Source organism: Acidovorax cavernicola, from assembly GCF_003581445.1.
Genome location: NZ_QXMN01000023.1, coordinates 61,241 through 86,764, shown reverse-complemented (window position 1 = coordinate 86,764; position 25,524 = coordinate 61,241). Strand labels below are relative to the sequence as shown.

Below are 25,524 nucleotides of genomic sequence, written 5' to 3'. Positions count from 1 at the left end.
CACCCGACGGGCGCACACGATGTCCTTCTCCCTCCTGTCCCGGGCCCTGGTCGCCTGCACCTTGCTGTGGGGCGTGGCCGCCCAGGCCCAGGCACCGGCCTGGCCCGCCAAGCCGGTGCGGCTGGTCGTCGGCTTCCCGCCGGGCGGCATCGTCGACACCGTCGCGCGCCAGTTGCAGCCGCGCCTGCAGGCCGCGCTGGGCCAGACCGTGATCGTCGACAACCGCGGCGGCGCCGGCGGCACGCTGGCGGCGGCCGAGGTGGCGCGCGCGGCGCCCGACGGCCACACGCTGCTGATGGTGTTCGACAGCTACGCGACCTATCCGCTGGTCTATCCGAAGCTGAGCTTCGACATCGCGAAGGACCTGCAGCCCGTGACCCAGGTCGCGAGCAACCCGCTGGTGCTGGTGGTCGGACCGAAGGTCCAGGCCCAGGACTTCACGCGTTTCGTCGGCCTGCTCAAGGCGCAGCCGGGGCGCATGAACTACGCCAGTGTCGGCCCGGGCTCCAGCAACCACCTCACGGCCGAGTACTTCAAGGCCGTGAGCGGCACCTTCGTCACGCACATCCCCTACCGCGGCGGCGGCCCGGCCCAGCAGGACCTGCTGGGCGGACAGGTCGAGATGATGTTCCTCTCGGCCGTGCTGGCCCAGCCGCACGTCAACGCGGGTCGGCTGCGCGCCCTGGCCCAGACCGGCGCGCAGCGCGTGCCGGCCTATGCCGACGTGCCGACCGTGGCCGAGAGCGGTTACGCCGGCTTCGAGGTGAACTCCTGGGTCGGCCTGCTCGCCCCGGCGGGAACGCCGCGCGCGGTGGTCGACCGGCTGCAGGCCGAGGTGCGCAAGGTCGTGACCGAGCCTGCCTTCCAGCAGCGGCTGCGCGAGCAGGGCCTGACGGGCATCGCCAACACGCCCGAGCAGTTCGCCGCCGTGCTGCGCACCGAGCAGGACAAGTGGGCCCGGCTGGTGCGCGAGCGCCGCCTGAGCCTCGAATAGGCAAAGAGAAAGAAAGAGAAGCGCGCCATGCACGACTTCATCCACACCACCCACCCGCAGCGCGTGGTGTTCGGCGCGGGCTCGCTGCGCCACCTGGCGCGCGAGATCGATGCGCTGGGCGCGAAGCGGGCGCTGGTGCTGTGCACGCCCGAGCAGCGCCCGCAGGCCGAACGCGTGGCGGCTTCGCTCGGTGCGCAGGCGGCCGGTCTGTTCGATCGGGCCGTGATGCACGTGCCCGTCGAGACCGCGCGCGAAGCCCGCGACCTGGCGCGCCAGCTCGGTGCCGATTGCGCCGTGGCGCTGGGCGGCGGTTCCACCACGGGGCTGGGCAAGGCCATTGCGCTGGAGTCCGGGCTGCCGATCGTCGCCATTCCCACGACCTACGCGGGCAGCGAGATGACGCCGATCTACGGCCTCACCGAGAACGGCCTGAAGAAGACCGGCAAGGACCCGCGCGTGCTGCCACGCACGGTGATCTACGACCCCGAGCTGTCGCGCACGCTGCCCGTGGGCCTGAGCGTGACCAGCGGCATCAACGCCATCGCGCATGCGGCCGAAGGCCTGTACGCGCAGGATAGCAATCCGGTGATGGACCTGATGGCCGAGGAGGGCATCGCCGCGCTCGCACGCGCGCTGCCCGCCATCCGCACGCAGCCCGACGACCTGGCGGCGCGCTCCGATGCGCTGTATGGCGCGTGGCTGTGCGGCGGTGTGCTCGGTGCGGTGGGCATGGCCCTGCACCACAAGCTGTGCCACACGCTGGGCGGCAGCTTCAATTTGCCGCATGCCGAAGTGCACACGGTGGTGCTGCCGCATGCGCTCGCGTTCAACGCCGACGCCGCGCCGCGTGCCATGGAACGCATCGCGCGCGCGCTTGGCGGGGTGTCGGCGCCAGCGGCGGTCTATGCACTGGCACGCGACAACGGCGCGCCGGTGGCACTGAAGGACATCGGCATGCGCGCCGCCGACCTCGACCGCGCGGCGGACATCGCCGTCGCCAACCCGTACTGGAACCCGCGGCCCTTCGGCCCGGCCGAGCGCGATGCGATCCGCGCGCTCCTGCAGCGCGCCTTCGACGGCGAGCCGCCGGCCTGACCTGCGGCGCGGACAGGCACAGAGACACACGAACAACGAAGGAGACAACCATGACATTCAACCGCAGACAGTTCACGCAAGCCGCCGCCGCGCTCGCCGCCACAGGCGCTGCGCCGCTGGTGTTCGCCGCCGACACGCTGAAGATCGGCTACGTGTCGCCGCAGACCGGCCCGCTCGCGCCCTTCGGCGAGGCCGACAAGTGGGTGATCGAGCAGATGAAGACCGCCTTCAAGGACGGCGTCAGCGTGGGCGGAAAAAAGTACGCTGTGCAGATCGTGCTGAAGGACAGCCAGTCGAACCCCAACCGCGCGGGCGAAGTGGCCAACGACCTGATCCTGAAGGACAAGGTCGCGCTCGTGCTCACGGCCGGCACGCCCGAGACCGCCAACCCGGTCAGCGATGCCTGCGAGCTCAACGAGGTGCCGTGCATCTCCAGCGTGGTGCCGTGGCAGCCCTGGTTCTTCGGCCGCAAGGGCGATCCGGCCAAGGGCTTCAACTGGACGTACCACCTGTTCTGGGGCCTCGAGGACGTCATCGCCACCTTCACCAACGGCTGGAAGACGGTGGCCACCAACAAGAAGGTCGGCGGCCTGTTCCCCAACGACGGCGACGGCAACGCCTGGGGCGACAAGGAGCTGGGCTTTCCCAAGCCGCTCGCGCAGATGGGCTTCACGCTCACCGACCCCGGCCGCTTCCAGAACGGCACGCAGGACTTCAGCGCGCAGATCGCGGCCTTCAAGCGCGACAACGTCGAGATCGTCACCGGCGTGGTGATCCCGCCCGATGCGAAGACCTTCCTCACGCAGGCGCGGCAGCAGGGCTTCAAGCCCAAGGTGATCACGCTCGGCAAGGCGCTGCTGTTCCCGGGCGCCATCGAGGCGTTGGGCGACCTGGGCGATGGCCTCTCGACCGAGGTGTGGTGGAGCCCGTCGCACCCGTTCACGTCGAGCCTCACGCAGCAGAGCGCCAAGGCGCTGGCCGAAGCCTACGAGGCCGGCACGAAGAAGCAGTGGACGCAGCCCATCGGCTTCGCGCATGCGCTGTTCGAGGTGGCGGCGAACGCGCTGTCGCGCTCGAAGTCGCTCAAGGCGGGCGACGTGCGCGACGCCGTGGCCGCGACCTCGATCAACTCCGTGGTCGGCCCGGTGAAGTGGGGCGGCCAGGGCCCGTTCAAGAACGTCAGCAAGACGCCGCTGGTGCTCGGCCAGTGGGGCAAGGGCAAGCAGCGCAAGTTCGAGCTGACCCTGGTGAACAACGAGGCCGCGAAGGCCATTCCCACCGGCGGCGCGCTGCGCCTGCTCTGAGTGACCGCTGCGATGACGCTGCTGGCATTGCATGGCGTGAGCAAGTCCTTCGGGGCGCTCAAGGTCACCGACGGCATCACGCTGGCGGTGACCGAGGGCGAGACGCTGGGCATCCTCGGGCCCAACGGCGCGGGCAAGACCACGCTGTTCAACCTGATCTCGGGCGACGCGCGCGTCGACGCCGGCCGCGTGGAATACGCGGGCCGCGACGTGACGCGGCTGCGCCCGCACCAGCGCTGCCGCGCCGGCATCGGCCGCAGCTACCAGGTGCCGCAACCCTTCGGCCACATGAGCGTGTTCGAGAACCTCGTCACCGCCGCCTGCTTCGGCGGCCAGCAGGCCGAGCGCGAGGCCTGGGAGACGGCGCACGAGGTGCTGGGCCAGACCGGCCTGACGCCGCACGCCAACAAGCCGGCCGGCGGACTCACGCTGCTCGACCGCAAGCGGCTGGAGCTGGCACGTGCGCTCGCGACGAAGCCGCGCCTGCTGCTGCTCGACGAGATCGCCGGCGGGCTCACCGAGCCCGAGGCTGCCGTGCTGGTGGCGGAGCTCAAGCGCATCAAGGCACGCGGCGTGACCATGATCTGGATCGAGCATGTGGTGCACGCGCTGCTGTCGCTGGCCGACCGGTTGTTCGTCATCAACTTCGGGCAGCAGCTGGCGGAAGGCGCACCGCGCGCCGTGATGAACGACCCGGAGGTGCGGCGGGTGTACATGGGGATCGAGGCATGACCGCGCTGCTCCACACCCACGACCTGCAAGCCTTCTACGGCGATGCGCAGGCCCTGTTCGGCATCGACTTCACGCTGTCGGCGGGCGAGCTGGTGGCGATCATCGGCGCCAACGGCGCGGGCAAGTCGACCTTCCTCAAGAGCCTCACCGGATTGCTGCGCGCGCCGTCCGAGGCGATCCGCTTCAAGGGCGAGGCCGTCGGCGGCCTGCCGCCCGGCGAGATCGTGCGGCGCGGCCTGGCGATGGTGCCGGAAGGCCGGCGCCTGTTCCCGAGCCTGAGCGTGGAAGAGAACCTGCTGATGGGCGCCACGCCGCGTCGCGCGGGGCCGTGGAACCTGCAGCGCCTGTACGGCCTGTTCCCCATCCTGGCCGAGAAGCGGCGCCAGCCCGCCACCTCGCTGTCGGGCGGGCAGCAGCAGATGGTGGCACTGGGCCGCGCGCTCATGAGCAACCCCGAGGTGCTGCTGTGCGACGAACTCTCGCTCGGCCTCGCGCCGATCGTCATCCGCGAGATCTATGCGGCCATGCCGGCCATCACCGGAGAGGGCATGACGGTCGTGATCGTGGAGCAGGACGTGCGCATGGCGCGGGAGGTGTCGCAGCGCGTGTACTGCTTCCAGGACGGGCGCGTGTCGCTCACGGGGCGTTCGGACGACCTCACGCCCGAACAGATCTCGCAGGCCTACTTCGGCATCGTCGGCATCGAGGAGCACGCCCATGCTTGAAACCCTGCTCCAGGGCGTGCTGCTCGGCGGCCTCTACACGCTGTTCGCGCTCGGCCAGTCGCTGATGTTCGGCGTCATGCGGCTGACCAACACCGCGCAGGGCGACTTCATCGTGCTGGGCGCCTTCGCGGTGATCGCCGGCGTCTCGATGACCGGCGCCGCCGTGCCGTGGCTGGTGGTGCTCGCGGTGCTGCCGCTGGCCTTCGGCTTCGGCTACCTGCTGCAGCGCCATGTGCTCAACGGTACGCTGGGCAAGGACCCGCTGCCCTCGCTGGTCGTGACCTTCGGCCTGTCGATCGTGATCCAGAACCTGCTGCTGGAACTGTTCTCGGCCGACCCGCGCGCGATCGAGGTCGGTGCGCTGGCCACGGCCTCGGTGCCGCTGGGCGATGCGCTGGCGCTGGGTGCGCTGCCGCTGGTGATCCTGGCGGTGGCGGTGGCCGCCACGGCGGCGATGCAGTGGATGTTCACGCGCACGCCGCTGGGCCGCACCTTCCGCGCGGTGTCCGATGACCGCGAGATCGCCGAGCTGATGGGGCTGAAGGCGAAGCAGGTCTACGCACTGGCCACGGGCATCGCCTTCGTGCTGATCGCCATCGCCGGTGCGCTGCAGGGCATGCGCACCACGGTGTCGCCGTCGGACGGCCCGCTGCTGCTGCTGTTCGCCTTCGAGGCCGTGATCATCGGCGGCATGGGCTCCTTCTGGGGCACGCTGGCCGGCGCCATGATCCTGGGCCTCGCGCAGCAGATCGGTTTTCGCATCGACCCGGGCTGGGGCATCTGGTTCGGCCATCTCGTGTTCCTCGCGGTGCTGGTGCTGCGGCCGCAGGGACTGTTCCCCAAGACACGCTGACGACTGACTCCCCACATGAACGACAAGACCACTCCCGCGCCGCTCAAACATGTGCTGTTCATCATGTGCGACCAGCTGCGCGCCGACCACCTCTCGTGCTACGGCCATCCGCGCCTACAGACCCCGCACATCGACGCGCTGGCCGCGCGCGGCGTGCGCTTCAGCCACGCCTATGCGCAGGGCGCGGTGTGCGGTGCCTCGCGCATGTCGACCTACACCGGCCGCTACGTCAGCAGCCACGGGACGATGTGGAACTTCGTGCCGCTGTCGGTGGGGCAGAAGACGCTGGGGGACCACCTGCGCCCGCACGGCGTGCGCTGTGCGCTGGTCGGCAAGACGCACGTCGAGGCCGACACCGAGGGCGCACACCGGCTGGGCCTGGACCCGACGCAGGGCGTGGGCCGGCTCGCGATGGAAGGCGGCTTCGAGCCCTATGCGCGCGACGACGGCATCTGGCCGCCGGGCTTCAAGGTGCAGGGCAATGCGTACTGCGACTGGCTGCGCGCCAAGGGCTACACCGGCGACAACCCCTGGCACGACTTCGCCAACTCGGGCCGGGGCGACAACGGCGAGATCCTCAGCGGCTGGCAGATGCGCTGGGCCGACCGGCCCGCGCACATCGCCGGCGCGCACAGCGAGACGCCCTACACGACCGACCGCGCGATCGACTTCATGCGCGAGGCCGGCGACGCACCGTGGGTGTTGCACCTGTCGTACATCAAGCCGCACTGGCCCTACGTGGCGCCCGCGCCGTACCACGCGATGTACGGGCCCGACGACATGTTGCCGGTGGTGCGCAGCGAGGCCGAGCGTGTCGATGCGCACCCGGTGGTCGAGGGCTTCCGGCGCGAGACCGTGAGCCGCAACTTCAGCCGCGACGAGGTGCGCAACACCGTGGTGCCGACCTACATGGGGCTCGTGAAGCAGGTCGACGACGAGCTCGGCCGGCTCTTCGCCTTCATGGCCGAACAGGGGCTGGACCGCGACACGCTGATCGTCTTCACCAGCGACCACGGCGACTACCTGGGCGATCACTGGCTGGGCGAGAAGGAGCTGTTTCACGACCCGATCGTGAAGGTGCCGCTGATCGTGGTCGACCCGCGCACCGAGGCCGATGCGCGCCGCGGCACCGTGAGCGATGCGCTGGTGGAGTGCATCGACCTTGTGCCCACGATGCTCGATGCGCTGGGCCTGCCGCAGCCGTCCGAATGGCTCGAAGGCCAGTCGCTGCGCCCGCTGTTGCATGGGCATGCCGGTGCCGCTGGCAAGGACCTGGTGGTGTGCGAGAACAGCTTCGCCTTCCGCGACGAGGTGCGGCTGCCGCTGAACCAGCCCGTCGAGCGCTGCCACATGACGATGCTGCGCACGCGCCGCTGGAAGTTCGTGCACTTCGAAGACCTCCCGCCGCAGCTGTTCGACATGCAGGCCGACCCCGACGAGCTGGTCGACCTGGGCCGCGACCCGGCCTTCGCCACGGTGCGCGAGCAGATGCTGGGCCTGCTGTTCGACTGGCTGCGCCAGCGGCGCCGCTTTCCCACGGTCGCGCCCGACGACATCGCGCGCTGGAACCAGCGTGAGCTGGCGGCCGGCATCCTGATCGGCGCCTGGTAGGCGACGCGGCAGCACACACGCACCCCATTTCAAGAAAAGGAGACATCCCCATGAACGCTTTCCGTCGATCCCTCACGGCCAGCCTGGCGGCGGCCGCCGTGCTCGCCACCGTCGCCGCACCGGGCCACGCCACCGACACCTGGCCCAGCAAGCCCGTGCGGCTGGTGGTGGCCTTTCCGGCCGGCGCGCCGGGCGACATCGTTTCGCGGCTGATGCAGCCGGCCCTGCAGAAGGCGCTGGGCCAGCCCGTGGTGGTCGACAACAAGCCGGGGGCGGGCGGCAACATCGGCATGCAGGAGGTGGCGCGCGCCACCGACGGTCACACCGTGCTGGTCGGGCCCGACACCATGCTGACCATCAACCCGCACCTGTACCGCAAGCTCGCCTTCCGGCCGATGGAAGACCTGGTGCCCGTGACGCAGCTCGCGTCGTTCAGCCAGGAGCTGGTGTGCTTTCCCGGCGCCGGCATCAAGACCCTGCCCGAGCTGCTGGCGGCGGCCAAGGCCAAGCCGATGAGCTATGCCTCGGGCGGCCCCGGCGTGCCCGGCCACATGGCGATGGAGATGCTGCTGGCCGATGCCGGCGTGCAGATGCAGCACGTGCCCTACCGCGGCCCGAGCCCGGCCATGCAGGACGTGATGGGCGGCATGGTGCCCTGCGGCTTCCTGGCATCGCCGACGGTCGGCCCGATCATCCGCGACGGCAAGCTGGTGCCGATCGCCGTGTCGGGCAGCAAGCGCCTGAGCAGCCAGCCGGCAGTGCCCACCGTGGCGCAGGCCGGCATCAAGGGCTACGACGCCAGCTTCGCCGAGATGATGGCGATGCCGCGCAGCACGCCGCCGGCCGTGGTGGCGCGGCTGCAGGTCGAGGTGGCGAAGGCATTGGCCGCACCCGAGCTGCGCGAGCGGCTGGCCACGATGGACCTCGAGGTCGTCGCCAACACGCCTGAAGAAGCAGCGCGCCGCCTGCGCGCCGAGCACCAGCGCTGGGGCCAGGTGGCCGCGCGTGTGCAGCTGCAGCTGGACTGAACGCGATGGCCTCCTTCCGCGTCGTCATCGACACCGGCAGCAGCCGCCGCGCGGGCTGGACCGCGGCCGTGCTGGTGGCGGTGGCCGCCACGCTGCCCTTCTGGGGCGAGCCGAGCTGGATGCGCGAGTTCGTCGAGATCGCCTGCTACTTCATCTTCGCGATGATGTGGAACCTGCTGGCCGGCTACGGCGGCATGGTCAGCATCGGGCAGCAGGCCTTCTTCGGTTTCGGCGGCTACGTGATGCTGATGCTCGGCAACTTCGCGGGCGTCAATCCGTTCGTGGCGATTCCGCTTGGCGCGCTGGCGGCAGCGCTGATTGCCGTGCCGGTGTCCTTCGTCGCCTTCCGGCTGTCGGGCGGCTACTTCGCCATCGGCACCTGGGTGATCGCCGAGGTGTTCCGGCTCAGCTTCGCCAACGTGTCGGCGGTGGGCGGCGGCTCGGGCACCACGCTCACGGCGCTGCGCGGCATCGAGCGCGCCACGCGCGAGAGCGTCACCTACTGGATGGCGCTGGGCTGCGTGGTGGCGGCGGTGTCGCTGGTCTACCTGTTCCTGCGCAGCCGTTTCGGGCTGGCGCTGCTGGCGATCCGCGACAACGAGATGGCCGCCGAATCGCAGGGCATTCCGGTGGCGCGCATGAAGCTCGCGGTGTACGTGGTGGCGGCCTTCGGTGCCGGGCTGGCGGGTGCGCTGTACTTCGTGGGCAACCTGCGCATCAGCCCCGACGCGGCCTTTGCGCCGAACTGGACGGCCTTTGCGATCTTCATGGTCGTGATCGGCGGCATCGGCCGCATCGAGGGGCCGCTGGTGGGCGCGCTCGTCTTCTGGGCGCTGAACAAGTTCCTGAGCGATTACGGCACCTGGTACCTGCTGGGGCTCGGGCTGCTGGCCATCGTCGCCACGCTCTTCTTCAAGCAGGGCCTGTGGGGCTGGGCGCAGCAGCGCTGGGCCTGGTCCCTGTTCCCGACGCAGCGGCGACTGATGCCGCCGCATGCGCCTGCATCTTCTTCCTCCCTGGAGCTCGACCCCCATGCGCAACATCGATGAACACACCATCACCGCCGCCGTGCTCGAGCGCATGGCCGGGTGCGAGAACGCGCGACTGAAGGAAGTGATGTCGGCGCTCGTGCGCCACCTGCACGACTTCGCGCGCGAGGTGAAGCTGACCGAGGCCGAGTGGGCCGCCGGCATCGAGTTCCTCACCGCCACGGGCCAGAAGTGCGACGCGCAGCGCCAGGAGTTCATCCTGCTGTCGGACACCCTGGGCCTGTCGATGCTCACCGTGGCGATGAACCACGCGAAGAGCCCGCAGGCCACCGAGGCCACCGTGTTCGGTCCCTTCCACGTGGCGAACGCGCCGCAGCTGCAGCTGGGCAGCGACATCTCGGCCGGCGCGGTGGGCGAGCCGCTGTTCGTGGAAGCCACCGTGCGCGGGCGCGACGGCGAGCCGATCGCCGATGCCGTGGTCGATGTGTGGGAGGCCGATGCCGAAGGCTTCTACGACGTGCAGCGGCCCGGCGACCATCTGCAGGGGCGGGCGGTCTTCCGCACGAACGCCGAAGGCCGGCTGTGGTTTCGCGGCGTGGCGCCGGTGGCCTATCCGATTCCCACCGACGGGCCGGTGGGCGCGATGCTGCGCGCGACCGATCGCCACCCGTGGCGGCCCGCGCATGTGCACTTCATGATTCAGGCGCCGGGCTACGAGACGCTCATCACGCACGTCTTCCGCGAAGGCGATCCGTACCTCGACAGCGATGCGGTGTTCGGCGTGCGCAGCTCGTTGATCGGCAAATTCGCGGCGCATGCCGCGGGCCGCGCGCCCGACGGCAGCGTGCAGGACGGGTCGTTCCACACGCTGGACTTCGCGTTCGTGCTCGAGCCTGCGGGGGCGCCGGTCGAGCGGTAAGTCGGATCAGGCTTCCATCGTGGAAGCACGCTGCTTCACGGGGTGACGGAAGGCCCCGCGATCACCAGCAGCACTTGCGCCGGCTTCTTGCTCGTGCAGATCAGCCGGTGCGGCACCGACGCATTGAAGTGCACGCAATCTCCAGCGACGAGGTCTTCGGTCTTGTCGTCGAGCTCCAGGCTGACTTCGCCACTCAGGACGTAGATCAGCTCTTCGCCCTCGTGGTCGCTCTTCAGGTGCTTCGCACCTTTTTCCCGGCCGGGCTGCAGCACGAACGCCACCACGCGCTGGCCGGGGGCCGTGCCCGCGACCAGCCGCGGCGCGCCTTCGTCCTGTTGCTTCGCCTTGGCGTCGGCGGCCCGTGTGATCGTGACCGCGCTGGTCGTCGACACCTGGCCGAACAACTCGTCCACCGGCAGCTTCAAGGCCTTGGCCAGTTTCAGCGCGACGCCGACCGAAGGGTTCGCCAATCCACGCTCCACCTTGGAGACATAGCTGCGCGTGAGTTCTGCCGCTTGCGCCAGTTCTTCAAGCGTCATTCCTGCCTGGGTGCGCAGGAGTTTCAACTTAATCGTCATGGTTTCTTGCAGGACACATGAGTCCTATCGTACATTTGAGTCCTGAGTCGCGACACCGATTTGTCGCCGTACCGCCGGGTTCTTTTGGAGTATGTCATGTCGAATTTGCTGTCTTTTCGCTGGAAAAATCCATATCTCGCTGCGGCGGCCCTGCTCGGCGCGGCGTTGTGCGCGGCCGCTGTGGCGGTGCTTCCGCGGCCCGCTTTTGCGCAGGCTGCCTACCCCGCCAAACCCATCAAGCTGATCGTGCCGTTCGGCGCGGGCGGCATCACCGATGTCGTGGCGCGGCTGGTGGGCCAGAAGCTGGGCGAAGAGCTCAAGCAGTCGGTGATCATCGAAAACCGCGCAGGCGCCGGCGGCAACATCGCGGCGCAGGCGCTCGCCCAGGCCGCCCCCGACGGCTACACGCTGCTGCTGGGCACGGTCGGCACGCAGGTCGTCAACAAGATGATCTACAGCAAGCTCGCCTACGACGCGAGCGCCTTCGCGCCCATCTCGCTGGTGAGCAACTCGCCGTATGTGCTGGCCGTGGGCGATTCATTGCGTGTCGACGACGTGAAGGGCCTGGTGGCCTATGCCAAGGCCAATCCCGGCAAGCTCAACGCCGGCTCGGCCGGCAACGCCAGCGCACCGCACCTGGGGCTGGAGCTCTTCAAGATCGCCACGAACACGTCGATCGTCCACGTGCCGTTCAAGAGCGGCGCCGAAGCCATCAACGCGGCGCTGGGCGGGCAGGTGCAGATCGTGATCGACGCCATCCCCGTCGTGCGCAGTCAGGTGCAGGCCGGGCGCCTGAAGGCCCTGGTCATTGCCGACGATGCACGCAGTGCCGCCATGCCGAACGTGCCGTCGAGCGCCGAAGCCGGTGTGCCCGGTTTCCTGATCGGTTCGTGGAACGCCTTGCTCGCACCGCCCGGCACGCCGAAGCAGCAGACCACGGTGTTGTCCGAGGCCCTGGCGCGTGCGCTGGCCCGCCCCGAACTCCAGGCCAAGCTGGCTGAAATCGGTGTCGAGCCGCTGCCCACGGGCGAAGCCGCGTACACGAAGCATGTGCGCAGCGAGACCGACAAGTGGACGCGGATCATCAAGGCCGCCGGCACCAAGGTGGACTGATCGCCATGCGCATCATCGACACGCAGCGTTCGGGCAACTGCTGGAAGGTCCGGCTTCTGGCGAGCTTCGTGGGCATCGAACTTCGCAGGACCACGCTGTCGATCGACCGCGGCGACCTGCAGTCGGCCGGCTTCACGGCGATCGCACCCATGAAGCGGGTGCCTGTGCTGGAGCTGGACGACGGCAGCCTGCTGAGCGAGTCGGGCGCGATCCTTTTCTACCTGGCGCAGGGCACGCCGTGGTGGCCGCAGACGCCCATCGCGCAAGCGCAGACGCTCGCATGGATGCACTTCGAGCAGGAGCAGCACATGCGCCCGCTGGCCCCGCTGCGCTTGCATCTGGCGCTGCGAAAAGACATCGCGCCCACAGACCCTCGCGCGCGCAATTGGCTTCAGGAAGGCCACGACGCGCTGGCGATCCTCGAAGCGCACCTGGCGACGGGCCGGCAGTGGGTGTCCACCGACGCCGCACCAAGCATTGCGGACATCGCCTTGTATCCGTACACGCGGATGTCGCCGATGGGCGGGGTCGACCTGGGTCGCTACCCGCAAGTGCAGCAATGGCTGGCCCGCATCGAAGGCCTGCCGGGCTACGAGCCGCTGTTCCCGGGACAACCGCATCTCAACCTTTCCACGCTCGAAACCTCGGGCTGACTTTTTCTCAACACTGATACGGGAGTCATCGCTATGTCAGAAGACACTTTTTCCCTCAACAAGGAAGCCCTGATCGACAAGGCGAATGCCGAGATGGAAACGACCCTGTTGCCATCCGAGTACACGCTGCGCCAGAAACTGGCGCTGACGTGCCGCATCCTCTTCGAGAACGGGCACGACTCCGGCCTGGCGGGCCAGATCACCACGCGCACGGAGATCCACGGCACCTACCTGACGCAGCGCCTGGGACTGGGCTTCGACGAGATTTCGGAAGACAACCTGCTGGTCGTCGACGAGGACCTGAACGTCCAGTCCGGCGCGGGCATGGCCAATCCGGCCAACCGCTTTCACTCATGGGTCTACCGCGCACGACCGGACGTGAACTGCATCATCCACACGCACGCCTTGCACGCAGCGGCCTTGAGCATGCTCGAAGTGCCGCTGCAGGTTTCACACATGGACAACTGCGTGCTGTACGACGACGTGGCCTTCGTGCCGAAGTGGCCCGGCGTGCCGGTCGGCAACGAGGAGGGCGAGCTCATCTCGACGGCACTGGGCAGCAAGCGCACCCTGATGCTCTCGCACCATGGCCTGCTGGTGGCGGCGGAAAGTGTCGAGGCCGCCTGCGTGCTGGCCATCGCGTTCGAGCGCGCGGCCAAGATGCAGCTGCTGGCCGCCTCTGCAGGCGAGATCCAGCCCATCGATCCGGCGCTCGGCCGTGAAGCGCACGACTGGATCCTGCGCCCCAAGCGCAACGAGGCGGCCTTCGCGTACTACGCGCGCCGCACCCTGCGAACCGGTCGCCACGACGACTGCCTCCGTCCGCGCTGAACGGCACGCACCGCATCCCGCCCTGCAACGACTTCCCTCACCGAGAGATTCCAAGGACATCATGAGCGCTCCATTCAAAGGCATCATTTCCTATCCCGTCACGCCGTTCGACAAGGCCACGGGCCGTGTGGACCTTCCGGCGGTGCGCGGTCTCATCGACCGTCTCGTCGAACGCGGATCGCACGGCATCGCGCCCCTGGGCAGCACCGGAGAAAGTGCCTACCTCGACGACACCGAATGGGATGCCGTCGCAGAGGCTTCGATCCAGCAGGTCGGCAAGCGCCTGCCGGTCATCGTGGGCATTTCCGACCTGACGACGCGCAACGCGGTGCGCAAGGCGAAGTTCGCCGAAGCCGCAGGCGCCGATGCCGTGATGGTGCTGCCGGTGTCGTACTGGAAGCTCTCGGACGACGAGATCTTTCGCCACTACGCCACGATCTCGCAGGCCGTGGGCGTGCCGATCATGGTCTACAACAACCCGGCCACCAGCGGCGTCGACATGAAGCCCGAGCTGATCGTGCGCATCGTCAAGGACATCGAGAACGCGACGATGGTCAAGGAAAGCTCGGGCGACATCCAGCGCATGCACACGCTGAGGCAGCTGTCCGATGGCGGCATTCCGTTCTTCAATGGCAGCAACCCGCTGGCGCTCGAAGCCTTCGCGGCCGGCGCCATCGGCTGGTGCACCGCTGCGCCCAACCTGATTCCCGACTGGCCGCTGGCGCTGTACGACACCTGCACCGCAGGCGACCTGGATCGCGCGCGCGACGTGTTCTATGCCCAGCTGCCGATCCTGCGCTTCATCCTGCAGGGCGGCCTGCCGACGACGATCAAGGCTGGCCTCGGCCTGCGCGGCTTCGAGGCGGGCGTGCCGCGCGCGCCGCTGCTCGGGCTTGGCGCCGAGGGTGTCCAGACACTCCAGGCGCTGCTGAAGGCCATCGACGCGAGGCCGCAGCCCGGCCGGAACTGATCGCCGGCAAGGCCCGCGGTGCTGCTGTGCCGCAGGGCCTCATGCCGCCCGCTCCGCCATGGACCCATGTGGCATGGGGCTGGTGTTCTGCATGGCCCGCTTTTACCTGTGGGAACCAAAGGATTCCTTCAGGTTGCAATGCAACATTGAATGCAAAATGCACCATTTGGGTGCAAATGTAACGAGCAGGGTGCTTCCTCGTGCGCATCGCACCGCGATTCCCGATGGCCATGACCCTCTCTTTCAAGCGCCTGCTTCCGCTGTCCTTGCTCGCGCTCGCCGCATGCGGCGCCAAGCAGCCCCCCGCCACCGATGACGCGCCGCCCGAAGTCGGCGTGGTGGCCCTGCACGCCAGCGACGTGGCCGTGCACACCGAACTCTCGGGCCGCACGGCCGCTTACCGCGTGTCCGAGGTGCGCCCGCAAGTCAACGGCATCGTGCGCAAGCGCTTGTTCGAAGAGGGCGGCATGGTGCGCGCCGGTCAGGTGCTGTACGAGATCGAGCCCGGCCCGTTCGAGGCCGCCCATGAACAGGCACAGGCCGCGCTCGCGACCTCGCAAGCCTCCATCGCCAGCCTGCGTGCCAAGGCCGAGCGCTTCGGCGAACTGGTGAAGGCCAATGCCGTGAGCCGGCAGGAGCACGAAGAGGCGCAGGCCGCGCTGGTGCAGGCGCAAGCCGGCGTGAAGGCCGCGCAGGCGGCGGTGAAGGCGGCGCGCATCAACCTCGATTTCACGCGCATCACCGCGCCCATCGCCGGACGCATCGGCCGCTCCGCCGTGACCGAAGGCGCACTCGTGGCGCCGGGCCAGTCGCTGGCGCTGGCCACGATCCAGCGGCTGGACCCGATCTATGTCGACGTCGTGCAGTCGAGCCTGGAGCTGACGAAGCTCAAGCGCCGCTTCATCTCGGGCGACATGGCGCCGGCCAGCACGCAGGTCAGCCTGCGCATGGAGGACGGCCATCCGTACCCGCACGCCGGCACGCTGAAGTTCTCCGAAGTGGGCGTCGACACGGCCACCGGCTCGGTCACGCTGCGCGCGGAATTTCCGAACCCGCAAGGGCTGCTGCTGCCCGGCATGTACGTGCGCGCGCAGGTCGGCTCGGGCGTCGAACGGCAAGCCATCCTCGCGCCGCAGCGCGGCGTCGCCCGCAACGAGAAGGGCGAGCCGACCGCGCTGGTGGTGGGGGCCGGCGACAAGGTCGAGCTGCGCGCGCTCGAAGTGCGCAGCACCGAGGGCGAGCACTGGGTCGTGACCCAGGGCCTGCGCGATGGCGACCGCCTCGTGGTCGACGGCCTGCAGCGCGCGCAACCCGGCGCGAAGGTCAAGCCGGTGCCGGTGTCCACGGCGAGCGCGTCGTCCGCCGCCGCGCCTTCGCCGGCCGATTGAGAAACGACAACATTCCGTGATCGCCAATTTCTTCATCCAGCGGCCCGTCTTCGCCTGGGTCATCGCCATCCTCATCATGCTGGCCGGCGGCGTGGCCATTCGCACGCTGCCGGTGTCGCAGTACCCAGACATCGCGCCGCCCACCGTGGTCGTGTCCGCCAACTACCCCGGCGCTTCGGCGCAGGCGGTGGAAAACAGCGTCACGCAGGTGCTCGAGCAGCAGCTCAAGGGCATCGACGGCCTGATGTACTTCAAGTCGACCAGCAGCGCCGCCGGCTGGGCCGAGATCAACGTCACCTTCCGCCAGGGCATCAACCCCGACACGGCGCAGGTGCAGGTGCAGAACAAGGTCAGCCAGGCCACCAGCCGCCTGCCGCAGGCGGTGCAGCAGCAGGGCGTGACGGTCGCCAAGTCGCAGAACAACTTCCTGCTGATCGTGGCGCTCTACGACGAGACCGGCCAGCGTACCGACACCGACATCGCCGACTGGATGGCCAGCAACCTGCGCGACCCCATCAGCCGTGTCGACGGCGTGGGTTCGGTGCAGGCCTTCGGTGCGGCGTACGCGATGCGCATCTGGCTCGATCCGCATCGCTTGGCCAGCTACCAGCTGATGCCGTCCGACGTCACCGCCGCGATTGCCGCGCAGAACACGCAGGTGTCGGTGGGCGAGATCGGCGCGCGGCCGTCTCCGCCGACGCAGCACCTCAATGCGACTGTCACCGCGCTCTCGCGGCTGCAGACGCCCGCGCAGTTCCGCGACATCGTGCTCAAGACCCAGGCCGACGGCGCCGTGGTGCGGCTGGGCGATGTGGCGCGCGTGGAGATCGGCAGCGAGTCGTATGCCGAAAGCACGCGCTTGAACGGCCACCCGGCCGCAGGCTCGGCCGTGATGCTGGCACCCGGCGCCAACGCACTGACCACCGCCAACGCGGTGAAGGCGCGCATCGCCGAACTCGAGCGCTCGCTGCCCGCGGGCCTGCGCGTGGCCTACGCGGAAGACACGACACGCTTCGTGAAGATCTCGATCAAGTCGGTCATCAAGACGCTGCTGGAGGCCATCGCGCTGGTGGTGGTCGTGATGTTCCTCTTCCTGCAGAACTGGCGCGCCACGGTGATCCCCGCGATCACCGTGCCGGTGGTGCTGCTGGGCACTTTCGGCGTGCTCGCGGCCTTCGGCTATTCGATCAACGTGCTCACGCTGTTCGGCATGGTGCTGGCCATCGGCCTGCTGGTGGACGACGCCATCGTGGTGGTGGAGAACGTCGAGCGCGTCATGCACGAGGAGGGGCTCGATCCGAAGGCCGCCACCATCAAGTCGATGAAGGAAATCACTGGCGCGCTGGTGGGCATCGCGGTGGTGGTGTCGGCGGTGTTCCTGCCGATGACCTTCTTCGGCGGCTCGGTGGGCGTGATCTACCGGCAGTTCTCGGTGACGATCATCGCGTCGATGGTGCTGTCGGTGGTGGTGGCCATCGTGCTCATTCCGGCGCTGTGCGCGCGCTTCCTGAAGCCCGGCGTGCCGCCGCGCACCCGCGGCTTCCTGGGCGCGTTCAATCGCCGTTTCGACGCTGCGCAAGGCGGCTACGCGAGCGTGCTGGGCCGCATCCTGCGCAAGCCGCTGCGCTTCACGGTGGTGTATGCCGTCATCGTGGCCGGCATGGGCCTGCTGTACGTCAGCCTGCCCGGCGGCTTCCTGCCGGAAGAGGACCAGGGCAGCGTGATGGTGATGCTCACGCTGCCCGCCGGCGCCGCGTCGAGCCGTACCGATGCCGCGAACCGCGTGGTCGAGAAGCACTTCCTCGAAGCCGAGAAAGACACGACCGACACCATCTTCACGCTCACCGGCTGGAGCTACGGCGGCTCGGGGCAGAACATGGGCATGGCGTTCGTCTCGCTGAAAGACTGGTCTGAACGCTCGAGCGCCGACAAGCGCGCGCACGCCATCGTCGAGCGCGCCGGTGCGGCGCTGGGCAAGCAGCAGCGCGATGCCGAGGTCTTCGGCATGGTGCCGCCGCCGATCGAGGGGCTGGGCGAATCCAACGGCTTCGAGTTCTGGCTGCAGGACACCTCGGGCATGGGCGCCGAGCAGCTGGTGCGGGCGCGCGAACGGCTGGTGCGCGAGGCCAACAAGGACAAGCGCCTGCAGTCCGTGCGCGCCAACAGCGTGGCCGGCACGCCGCAGCTGCAGGTCGACATCGACCAGCTGAAGGCCTCGGCCCTGGGGCTGTCGCTGGACGACGTGAACACCACACTGGGCATTGCCTGGGGCGGCAGCTACGTGAACGACTTCATCGACCGCGGCCGCGTGAAGCGCGTGTACGTGCAGGCCGATGCGCCGTACCGCGCGGAACCGGACGACATCAGCCAGTGGTTCGTGCGCGGCAGCGCGGGCACGATGACGCCGTTCTCGGCCTTCGCCACCACGCGCTGGTCGCAGGGCGTGTCGCAGCTGGAGCGCTACAACGGCCTGCCCGCGGTGCAGATCCAGGGCGCGGCCGCGCAGGGCATCAGCTCGGGCACGGCCATGGCGGCCATCGAGACCATCGCGAAGAAGCAGAGCGGCACGGGCCAGGCCTGGAGCGGGCTGTCGTACCAGGAGCGGCTGTCGGGTGGCCAGGCGCCGCTGCTGTATGCGCTGTCGATCCTCGTGGTGTTCCTGTGCCTGGCGGCGCTGTACGAGAGCTGGTCGGTGCCGTTCTCGGTGATGCTGGTCATTCCGCTGGGCGTGCTGGGCGCGGTGATCGCGGCGGCGCTGCGCGGGCTGTCGAACGACATCTACTTCCAGGTCGGCCTGCTCGCGACCATCGGCCTGTCGGCCAAGAACGCGATCCTGATCATCGAGTTCGCGGAAGCGGCGCTGCGCCGTGGCGTGCCGGTGCTCGACGCGGTGGCCGAAGGCGCACGCCTGCGGCTGCGGCCGATCCTGATGACCTCGCTGGCCTTCCTGGCGGGCGTGATCCCGCTGGCGATCGCCACCGGCGCGGGCTCGGGCAGCCAGGTCGCGATCGGCACCGGCGTGTTCGGCGGGGTGCTCGCGGCGACGGCACTGGGCATCTTTTTCGTGCCGTTGTTCTACCTGCTGGTGAAGCGCATGGCCGCAAGGCTGGCGGGGCGCAAGGCGGGCACCGAGCAAGTGGCCTGAGGCCAACGCATCGCAGTGCCGCGAAGCTTTTTTGAAGGTGCCGCCGGAAGAGGGCCTTCGGCGGGGTAGAATTCAAGGCTGCGCGGCTGTAGCTCAGTTGGATAGAGTACTTGGCTACGAACCAAGGGGTCGTGGGTTCAATTCCTGCCAGCCGCACCACACTCTCGAATAGCCTGGAAGGTTCTCCTTCCAGGCTATTTTCGTTTGGGGCCTTCGAAAGGGTTCCGTGGCCTGTATCGCTGCGCGGCGCGCGCCCACAAAAAAGCCGCCCGAAGGCGGCTTTCGATGTCGATACAGACAGACAACTGCCCGGCCAGGCCGGCACAGCCATCGCCGCACCTCACTTCTTCTTGGCGACGGCCTTCTTGGCGGGAGCCTTGGCGACGACGGCCTTCGTGGCAGCAGCCTTCTTGGGAGCGGCGGCCTTCTTGGGAGCCGGTGCAGCAGCGGCCTTGTCAGCCTTGCGCTTGGCGGCCTTGGGGTCGATGGCGGCCTTGAAGGCGGAGCCGGCGACGAACTTCGGCACCTTGGTGGCGGCGATCTTGATCTTGGTGCCGGCCTGGGGGTTGAAGCCCGAGCGTGCAGCGCGCGCGACTTGCTTGAAAGTACCGAAGCCGACCAGTTGCACCGCGTCGCCCTTCTTCACGGCAGCGACGATGCTGCTGGTGATCGTCTCGAGGACGCGTGCGGCCTCGGCCTTGCTCAGGGTGTGGGTGGTGGCGATCTTCTCGACCAGTTCGATGCGGTTCATTCAGGATTTCCTTGGATTGGTATGGCGCCGTGTTGCCTACGGCGGCCCAGGCTTCTTCCGGGCGGGGCGGAGTGTACCGGGTCGGACAGGCCTCTTTGGAACGAGGGGCGCCCGATGCGCTGCAACAGGCCGCATGGCGAGCCGCTTTCGTCCGCATTTTCAGCTTTCGATCACAAAGATGGGGACGGGCCAAAAAACAGGCTATAATCGAAAGCTGTGCGGCTGTAGCTCAGTTGGATAGAGTACTTGGCTACGAACCAAGGGGTCGTGGGTTCAATTCCTGCCAGCCGCACCACTCTTCAAGGGTTAGCTCGTTTTTCGAGCTAACCCTTTTTCTTTGGCCGGTTCTTTTGACCGCTCATTGCGTCTTGCCCGCAGCGTCAAGGCCGCGCGGGTTGTGCGTCCTTCCAGAAGCCGGCGCGTCTGGCCTTCGCTTCCACCTCCGCGAACTCGTACTGCCCGCGCTCCTGGGGCGACAGGCGCTGTGCGTGCGCGGGCTGCCAGCGTGCCAATCCGACGGTCAGCAATGCCAATCCCGCGTCGAGTGTTCTCGGGCCGTTCGGCGCGGAATCCGGTGCCACCATCACGCGGCAGATGAACTCGCTGTCGCGCGATGCAGGGGCGTCGCAATCGACATCCGCGGGCTTCAGGCGAACCATGTCGTGCATCTTCTGGCGGGCCTGTTCCGCGAAAGGCTGCCCGGGCTTCGGCGCGTCGATGCCCTGCAGGCGCACGCGGCGCCAGGCGCCGGCGTTGGCCGCATCGCCGCAGCGGGCAGTCAGGGTGTCGCCGCTGTGGATGCTCACGACGAAGCAGGTCTGTGACCTGGCGTGGGTGGTGAAGGGAAGAAAGACCAGCACGCTCGCAAGGGCAGCAAGAACGCCAAGACGAAGCTTCGCCGGGATATCGCGGCGGTGTGATGGATGTCGGGTGGCGATCACGAGGGCTCCTGTCTCCTGGGCGCTGCGGTTGCGGCAAACTCACCGGCTTGTACGGCGCGAAGAGCCGTCAGTATTTCCGATTTGAAGGACTCTGCATTGAACAAGGCATTCACCAAGGAGTCGGACGCCGATGCGGACGACGATGATGGCTCGGGCGGCACCGCGCCCGCGTTGCCGGCGGGCAGCAAGAACTACATCACGCCCGAGGGCTACGCGCGCCTGCGCGACGAACTGCTCCATCTGATGGACGAGGAGCGCCCCAAGGTGGTCGAGGCTGTGCATTGGGCTGCGAAGAATGGCGACCGCTCCGAGAACGGCGACTACCTCTACGGCAAGAAGCGCCTGCGCGAGATCGACCGGCGCATCCGCTTCCTCGGCAAGCGGCTCGAGATCGCGGAGATCACCGATCCTTCCGTGCACCATGGGCGCGACCAGGTCTTCTTCGGTGCCACGGTCCGCTATGCCGACGAGGCTGGGGACGAGCGCAGCGTCACGATTCTCGGAATCGACGAAGCCGAGAGCGCCAAGTCGCAGGTCAGCTGGATTTCCCCGATCGCACGCGCCTTGCTCAAGGCGCGCGAAGGCGACGTGGTGAAGCTCGTCACGCCCGGCGGGGCGCACGAGGTGGAGATTCTTTCGGTGAGCTACCCGGCGCCGCGCACAGCGGCGAGCTGACAGCCGAACTGAAACCTCAGGGCGCGGGAATCGTCCGCGCCGCGGTCAGCACCGACGCGGTCCTGCGTGCGGCGCGCAGCACGGCATCGAGGTGCGCACGGTCGCGCACCGCGATCACGAAGCGCAGGTCGGTCGAGTCCTGCGGGGTCTCGTCGGCCATTTCCACGTGCGTGATGTCGGCTTCGGCATCGGCCAGGGTGGCCGCCACGCGGGCCAGCACGCCCTTGTCGTTGCGCACGGTGATGACCACGCCGGTTTCGAAGGCACGCGTGGGCTCGTCGGCCCACTCGACCGCGAAGAAGCGTTCGCTGTCCTTGTTGCGCAGGCGCTGGCCGACGCCGCAGTCTTCGGTGTGCACCACCAGCCCCTCGCCATGCCCGAGGTAACCGACGATCTGGTCGCCGGGGATGGGCCGGCAGCACTGTGCGAAGCGCACGGAAGAGTTCTCGCTGCCGTCGAGCGTCACGGCGCCTTGCGACACGGCCTCGTGCGAGGTGAAGCGCTCGCGGCTCAGGAGGAGGGCGTCGGGGCGCTCGCCGATCTCGGCCAGCAACGCCATGAGCCGCTTGGCGACGATGCTCGCAATGCGCTTGCCCAGGCCGATGTCGGTCAGCAGCTCGGCGCGGGTGCGGTTGCCGGTGAAGCGCAGCAGCTTTTCCCACAGCGCTTGGTGTTCTTCGTCTTCCTCGGGCAGTTTGCCGAGGCCCTCGGCGCGCAGCGCCTGCGCCAGCAGCTTCTCGCCCAGTCCTTCGGACTCGGCATGTGCCAGGGTCTTCAGGTAGTGGCGGATCTTGGAGCGCGCACGGCCGGTGCGCACGAAGCCCAGCCAGGCAGGGTTGGGCGTGGACACGGGAGCGGTGATCACCTCGACCACGTCGCCGTTCTTCAGCTCGGTGCGCAGCGGCACCTGGTCGCCGTTGATGCGCGCGGCAGAGGTGTGGTCGCCGATGTTGCTGTGGATCGCGTACGCGAAGTCGACCACCGTGGCGCCGCGCGGCAGCGCCATGATCTGGCTCTTGGGCGTGAAGACGTAGACGGCGTCGGGGAACAGGTCGACCTTGACGTGGTCCCAGAACTCGGCGGCGTCGCGCGTCTCGTCCTGGATGTCGAGCAGCGACTGCAGCCATTTGGTGCCCAGCCGGTCGTTGTTCGCGGCGTTGGGCTCGGCGGCCTTGTAGAGCCAGTGCGCCGCAACGCCGGACTCGGCCACGACGTGCATGGCCTCCGTGCGCAGCTGGAATTCCACGCTCACACCGGCCGGGCCCACCAGCGTGGTGTGCAGCGACTGGTAGCCGTTGAGCTTGGCGATCGCGATGTGGTCCTTGAACTTGCCGGGCAGCGGCTTGTACATCTGGTGCAGGATGCCCAGGCCGGTGTAGCAGGCGATCACGTTCGGCACGATGAGCCGGAAGCCGTAGATGTCGGTGACCTGCGCGAAGCTCAGGTGCTTTTCTTCCATCTTGCGGTAGATGGAGTAGAGCGTTTTCTCGCGACCCGCGATGCGCAGCGTCATGCCAGCAGCGGAGAAGGCCGTCTCGACCTCTTTCTGCACCTTCTGGATCAGGTCTCGTCGTCGTCCGCGCGCCTTGGCGACGGCCTTGGCCAGCGTGGCGTAGCGCCAGGGCTTGAGGTGCCGGAACGACAGGTCCTGCAGCTCGCGGTAGGTCTGGTTCAGGCCCAGGCGGTGCGCGATGGGGGCGTAGATTTCCAGCGTTTCGCGCGAGATGCGGGCCCACTTTTCGCGCGGCGCATCGGCCAGCGTGCGCATGTTGTGCGTGCGGTCGGCCAGCTTGACCAGGATGACGCGCACGTCGCGCGCCATGGCCAGCAGCATCTTGCGGAACGATTCGGCCTGGTTTTCTTCCCGGGTGTTGAACTGCAGCTTGTCGAGCTTGGTGAGCCCGTCGACCAGCTCGGCGACCGGAGCGCCGAAGCGCTCGATGAGTTCCGGCTTGGTGACCCCGCAATCCTCAATGGCGTCGTGCAGCAGCGCCGCCATGAGCGCCTGGGCATCGAGCTTCCATTCGGCGCACTGCGCCGCCACGGCGATGGGGTGGGTGATGTATGGCTCGCCGCTGTTGCGCAGCTGCCCGAGATGGGCCTCGTCGGCGAAGCGGTAGGCCCGGCGAACCAGTTCGGTGTCTTCGGGGCCCAGGTAGTCGAGGCGGGCTGTCAGGGCGGCGAAACTCGCGGCGGCCGCGTTCAGCGCCGCCGGACTCGGTTTCGGCGTAGGGGACGGAGGTTTGGCGACCGCGCTCATGGCTACCACTTTAGCGTGACGGCCCTGTGGACGCGTCCAGACGTAAAAAAAGCACCGCAATGCGGTGCCTTTTCGTTGCGGGGCTGCGTCAGAAGATCAGCCCGGCACTTTCTTGAGCATCTCGATGCCGATCTTGCCTTCGGCGATTTCGCGCAGGGCGGTCACGGCCGGCTTGTTCTTGCTTTCGATCTTCGGGGCGTGGCCCTGGCTCAGCATGCGCGCGCGGTACGTGGCTGCCAGCACGAGCTGGAAACGGTTCGGGATCTGGGTCAGGCAGTCTTCGACGGTGATGCGGGCCATGATGAAACTCTTTCGGTCGGTGAGCGGGTATTCAGGGGATGTTCAGTGCGGCGAAAGTGTCGGCACGTGCTCGGCGCTGTGCGGAATACCGTAGCCGCTGCGCGTGGACGATCGCCTTGAGATCGAAAAGCGCGCGCTCAAATAACTCGTTGATTATAACGAAATCGAATTTCTCGGCCTGCGCCATCTCTTCGGCCGCGTTTTTCAGGCGCAGTTCGATCACCGCCGCGCTGTCCTCGCCGCGCCGCTCCAAGCGGGAGCGCAGTTCTTCCCAGCTGGGCGGGAGGATGAAGATCATGACCGCGTTGGCGAAGGTCTTGCGGATCTGCAGTGCGCCCTGGAAGTCGATTTCCAGGATCACATCGGTGCCCAGGGCAACCCGTTCCTCGACCGCCTTCTTCGACGTGCCGTAGCGGTGGCCGTGCACATGGGCCCATTCCACGAAGCCGTCGGCCGCGATCAGGGCGTCGAATTCGCTCGGGGAGGCGAAAAAGTACTCCCGCCCGTGCTTTTCCTGCCCGCGCGGGGGGCGCGTGGTGTGGGACACCGAGGGTTGAACGGCCGAGTCGAGCTCCATGAGCGCCTTGACCAGGCTCGATTTGCCGGCGCCGCTGGGTGCGGCGACCACGAAGATATTGCCGGGGTAGTCCATGCTGAGGCTCGTCGTCATTCGATGTTCTGCACCTGCTCGCGCATCTGCTCGATGAGGACCTTCATGTCCACGCCGATGCGCGTGAGCTCCAGGGCGGCCGATTTGGATCCCAGGGTGTTGGCTTCGCGGTGCAGTTCCTGGATCAGGAAATCCAGGCGCTTGCCGATTTCGCCGCCCTTCTTGAGCAGCCGCTCGATCTCGTCGAGGTGCGAATTCAGCCGCGTGAGCTCTTCCGCCACGTCGATGCGGATCGCGAAGGCGGTGGCCTCGGTCAGGGCGCGGTCCTGGGCGGCTTCGGGCAGCGTGCCGCCCGTGCCGGCGGTCAGGCCCATGGCCTCCTGCCAGCGCTCCAGGAAGCGGGTGCGCTGCTGTTCGACCAGCTGCGGCACCAGCGGGCCGGCCTGCTGTACCAGCGTGCGCAGTTGCGCCAGGTGCGCCTCGAGCATCTTGGCCAGTCGGGTGCCTTCGCGCTGGCGGGCGGAGATCAGGGCCTCCAGGGCCTTGCCTGCCACGTCGAGCAGGTCGGGGCCCCAGTCGCCGCGGGTGGCGCCGTCGCTGCCGGCCAGTCGCAGCACGTCGGCCACGCTGAGTTCGCGTGCGCCGGGCAGCCAGGCGCGGATGCCGTCCTGCACGCCGTTGAGCCGCTGCAGCAGCTTGACGGAGGGCTCGACCACGCCCGACTGGGACGTGCTCTCGATGGCCGCACGCACCTCGACCTTGCCGCGCTTGAGCTTGGCCGTGAGCAGTTCGCGCAGCGCGGTTTCATGCTGGCGCAGCTCTTCGGGGAGCTTGAAGGTGAGGTCGAGAAAGCGGCTGTTGACCGAGCGGATTTCGACCCCGAGCCGGCCCGCGGCGGAGGGCCGTGCATCGGCTTCGGGGTGGCTGCCTGCGGGGCCGTTCTGGCCGCTGGCGTAGCCGGTCATGCTGTAAACTGGCATTGCGCCTCACTGTGGTTTTGCTTGCAAGCACCGAGGCGTCGGTACAGCGTTCGCTTGCCGCACCATCGCCTTCGGGCGA

General features: G+C 68.2%; 24 protein-coding genes and 2 tRNA genes. 19 read left to right on the top strand and 7 right to left on the bottom strand.

The features are described 5' to 3' along the window. Positions 1–19 precede the first annotated feature (19 nt). The 10 genes from D3H34_RS18510 to D3H34_RS18465 are packed head-to-tail and all read left to right on the top strand — an operon-like array spanning position 20 to position 10,250. Positions 20–994 (top strand): tripartite tricarboxylate transporter substrate binding protein, encoded by a 975-nt coding sequence (locus D3H34_RS18510; RefSeq protein WP_119555592.1) that lies wholly within the window; start codon positions 20–22, stop codon positions 992–994. A 27-nt stretch (positions 995–1,021) separates the two neighbouring features. Then, entirely contained in the window at positions 1,022–2,089 is a 1,068-nt protein-coding gene (locus tag D3H34_RS18505) for a maleylacetate reductase (RefSeq protein ID WP_119555590.1), read from the top strand. A gap of 50 nt (positions 2,090–2,139) precedes the next feature. Then, positions 2,140–3,393, top strand: a complete 1,254-nt coding sequence (locus D3H34_RS18500; RefSeq protein WP_119555588.1) for an ABC transporter substrate-binding protein — start codon at positions 2,140–2,142, stop codon at positions 3,391–3,393. A 12-nt stretch (positions 3,394–3,405) separates the two neighbouring features. After that, positions 3,406–4,125, top strand: coding sequence for an ABC transporter ATP-binding protein (locus D3H34_RS18495; protein ID WP_119555586.1), 720 nt, complete (start codon positions 3,406–3,408; stop codon positions 4,123–4,125). Then, positions 4,122–4,850, top strand: coding sequence for an ABC transporter ATP-binding protein (locus D3H34_RS18490; protein WP_119555584.1), 729 nt, complete (start codon positions 4,122–4,124; stop codon positions 4,848–4,850). The genes D3H34_RS18495 and D3H34_RS18490 overlap by 4 nt, the downstream gene beginning before the upstream one ends. Continuing rightward, complete coding sequence (locus D3H34_RS18485) at positions 4,843–5,703, top strand: branched-chain amino acid ABC transporter permease (RefSeq protein ID WP_119555582.1); 861 nt, start codon at positions 4,843–4,845, stop codon at positions 5,701–5,703. The genes D3H34_RS18490 and D3H34_RS18485 overlap by 8 nt, the downstream gene beginning before the upstream one ends. 15 nt (positions 5,704–5,718) lie before the next feature. Further along, positions 5,719–7,314, top strand: coding sequence for an alkaline phosphatase family protein (locus D3H34_RS18480; RefSeq protein ID WP_119555580.1), 1,596 nt, complete (start codon positions 5,719–5,721; stop codon positions 7,312–7,314). 50 nt (positions 7,315–7,364) lie between these two features. Further along, positions 7,365–8,342: a Bug family tripartite tricarboxylate transporter substrate binding protein gene (locus D3H34_RS18475; protein ID WP_119555578.1), complete on the top strand. Its 978-nt coding sequence runs from the start codon at positions 7,365–7,367 to the stop codon at positions 8,340–8,342. A gap of 5 nt (positions 8,343–8,347) precedes the next feature. Further along, on the top strand, positions 8,348–9,391 hold the full coding sequence (locus D3H34_RS18470) for a branched-chain amino acid ABC transporter permease (protein WP_119555577.1): 1,044 nt from the start codon (positions 8,348–8,350) through the stop codon (positions 9,389–9,391). Continuing rightward, positions 9,375–10,250: an intradiol ring-cleavage dioxygenase gene (locus D3H34_RS18465; protein WP_119555575.1), complete on the top strand. Its 876-nt coding sequence runs from the start codon at positions 9,375–9,377 to the stop codon at positions 10,248–10,250. The genes D3H34_RS18470 and D3H34_RS18465 overlap by 17 nt, the downstream gene beginning before the upstream one ends. Before the next feature lie 35 nt (positions 10,251–10,285). On the opposite strand, the gene D3H34_RS18460 is transcribed toward D3H34_RS18465, so the two are convergent. Beyond that, on the bottom strand, positions 10,286–10,828 hold the full coding sequence (locus D3H34_RS18460; protein ID WP_119555573.1) for a cupin domain-containing protein: 543 nt from the start codon (positions 10,826–10,828) through the stop codon (positions 10,286–10,288). A 96-nt stretch (positions 10,829–10,924) separates the two neighbouring features. Here D3H34_RS18460 and D3H34_RS18455 point away from each other — a divergent pair, with 96 nt between their 5' ends. The 7 genes from D3H34_RS18455 (at position 10,925) to D3H34_RS18425 (ending at position 19,087) form a co-directional block, all read left to right on the top strand. Then, entirely contained in the window at positions 10,925–11,941 is a 1,017-nt protein-coding gene (locus D3H34_RS18455) for a Bug family tripartite tricarboxylate transporter substrate binding protein (RefSeq protein WP_119555571.1), read from the top strand. A 5-nt stretch (positions 11,942–11,946) separates the two neighbouring features. After that, positions 11,947–12,594, top strand: coding sequence for a glutathione S-transferase family protein (locus D3H34_RS18450; RefSeq protein WP_119555570.1), 648 nt, complete (start codon positions 11,947–11,949; stop codon positions 12,592–12,594). Between the two features lie 33 nt (positions 12,595–12,627). Continuing rightward, the gene (locus tag D3H34_RS18445; protein WP_119555568.1) at positions 12,628–13,425 is read left to right on the top strand and encodes an aldolase; all 798 of its coding nucleotides are present in this window, start codon (positions 12,628–12,630) and stop codon (positions 13,423–13,425) included. Positions 13,426–13,486: 61 nt separating this feature from the next. Next, positions 13,487–14,395, top strand: coding sequence for a dihydrodipicolinate synthase family protein (locus D3H34_RS18440; protein WP_119555566.1), 909 nt, complete (start codon positions 13,487–13,489; stop codon positions 14,393–14,395). A gap of 230 nt (positions 14,396–14,625) precedes the next feature. After that, positions 14,626–15,783, top strand: coding sequence for an efflux RND transporter periplasmic adaptor subunit (locus tag D3H34_RS18435; protein WP_119555636.1), 1,158 nt, complete (start codon positions 14,626–14,628; stop codon positions 15,781–15,783). Between the two features lie 16 nt (positions 15,784–15,799). Next, positions 15,800–18,928 (top strand): efflux RND transporter permease subunit, encoded by a 3,129-nt coding sequence (locus D3H34_RS18430; RefSeq protein WP_119555564.1) that lies wholly within the window; start codon positions 15,800–15,802, stop codon positions 18,926–18,928. Between the two features lie 82 nt (positions 18,929–19,010). Beyond that, positions 19,011–19,087 (top strand) — tRNA-Arg (locus tag D3H34_RS18425). Between the two features lie 181 nt (positions 19,088–19,268). Here the strand turns inward: D3H34_RS18425 and D3H34_RS18420 are convergent. Continuing rightward, positions 19,269–19,679: an HU family DNA-binding protein gene (locus D3H34_RS18420; protein ID WP_119555562.1), complete on the bottom strand. Its 411-nt coding sequence runs from the start codon at positions 19,677–19,679 to the stop codon at positions 19,269–19,271. Positions 19,680–19,897: 218 nt separating this feature from the next. Between D3H34_RS18420 and D3H34_RS18415 the strand changes: the two genes are divergently transcribed. Beyond that, positions 19,898–19,974 (top strand) — tRNA-Arg (locus tag D3H34_RS18415). An 85-nt stretch (positions 19,975–20,059) separates the two neighbouring features. On the opposite strand, the gene D3H34_RS18410 is transcribed toward D3H34_RS18415, so the two are convergent. After that, positions 20,060–20,620: a thermonuclease family protein gene (locus D3H34_RS18410; RefSeq protein WP_286185891.1), complete on the bottom strand. Its 561-nt coding sequence runs from the start codon at positions 20,618–20,620 to the stop codon at positions 20,060–20,062. A 96-nt stretch (positions 20,621–20,716) separates the two neighbouring features. Between D3H34_RS18410 and greB the strand changes: the two genes are divergently transcribed. Continuing rightward, positions 20,717–21,295 carry a transcription elongation factor GreB gene (gene greB, locus D3H34_RS18405; RefSeq protein ID WP_119555560.1) on the top strand — a complete coding sequence of 193 codons (579 nt, stop codon included), beginning with the start codon at positions 20,717–20,719 and terminating at the stop codon, positions 21,293–21,295. A 16-nt stretch (positions 21,296–21,311) separates the two neighbouring features. On the opposite strand, the gene D3H34_RS18400 is transcribed toward greB, so the two are convergent. The 4 genes from D3H34_RS18400 to D3H34_RS18385 form a co-directional block, all read right to left on the bottom strand. Then, the gene (locus D3H34_RS18400) at positions 21,312–23,555 is read right to left on the bottom strand and encodes a RelA/SpoT family protein (protein WP_119555558.1); all 2,244 of its coding nucleotides are present in this window, start codon (positions 23,553–23,555) and stop codon (positions 21,312–21,314) included. Between the two features lie 96 nt (positions 23,556–23,651). Next, positions 23,652–23,855, bottom strand: coding sequence for a DNA-directed RNA polymerase subunit omega (gene rpoZ / locus D3H34_RS18395; RefSeq protein WP_119555556.1), 204 nt, complete (start codon positions 23,853–23,855; stop codon positions 23,652–23,654). 31 nt (positions 23,856–23,886) lie between these two features. Beyond that, a complete protein-coding gene (gene gmk / locus D3H34_RS18390; protein ID WP_119555632.1) occupies positions 23,887–24,507 on the bottom strand; it encodes a guanylate kinase in 621 nt (206 codons plus the stop codon). Positions 24,508–24,521: 14 nt separating this feature from the next. After that, positions 24,522–25,445, bottom strand: a complete 924-nt coding sequence (locus D3H34_RS18385; protein ID WP_119555552.1) for a YicC/YloC family endoribonuclease — start codon at positions 25,443–25,445, stop codon at positions 24,522–24,524. Between the last annotated feature and the right edge of the window lie 79 nt (positions 25,446–25,524).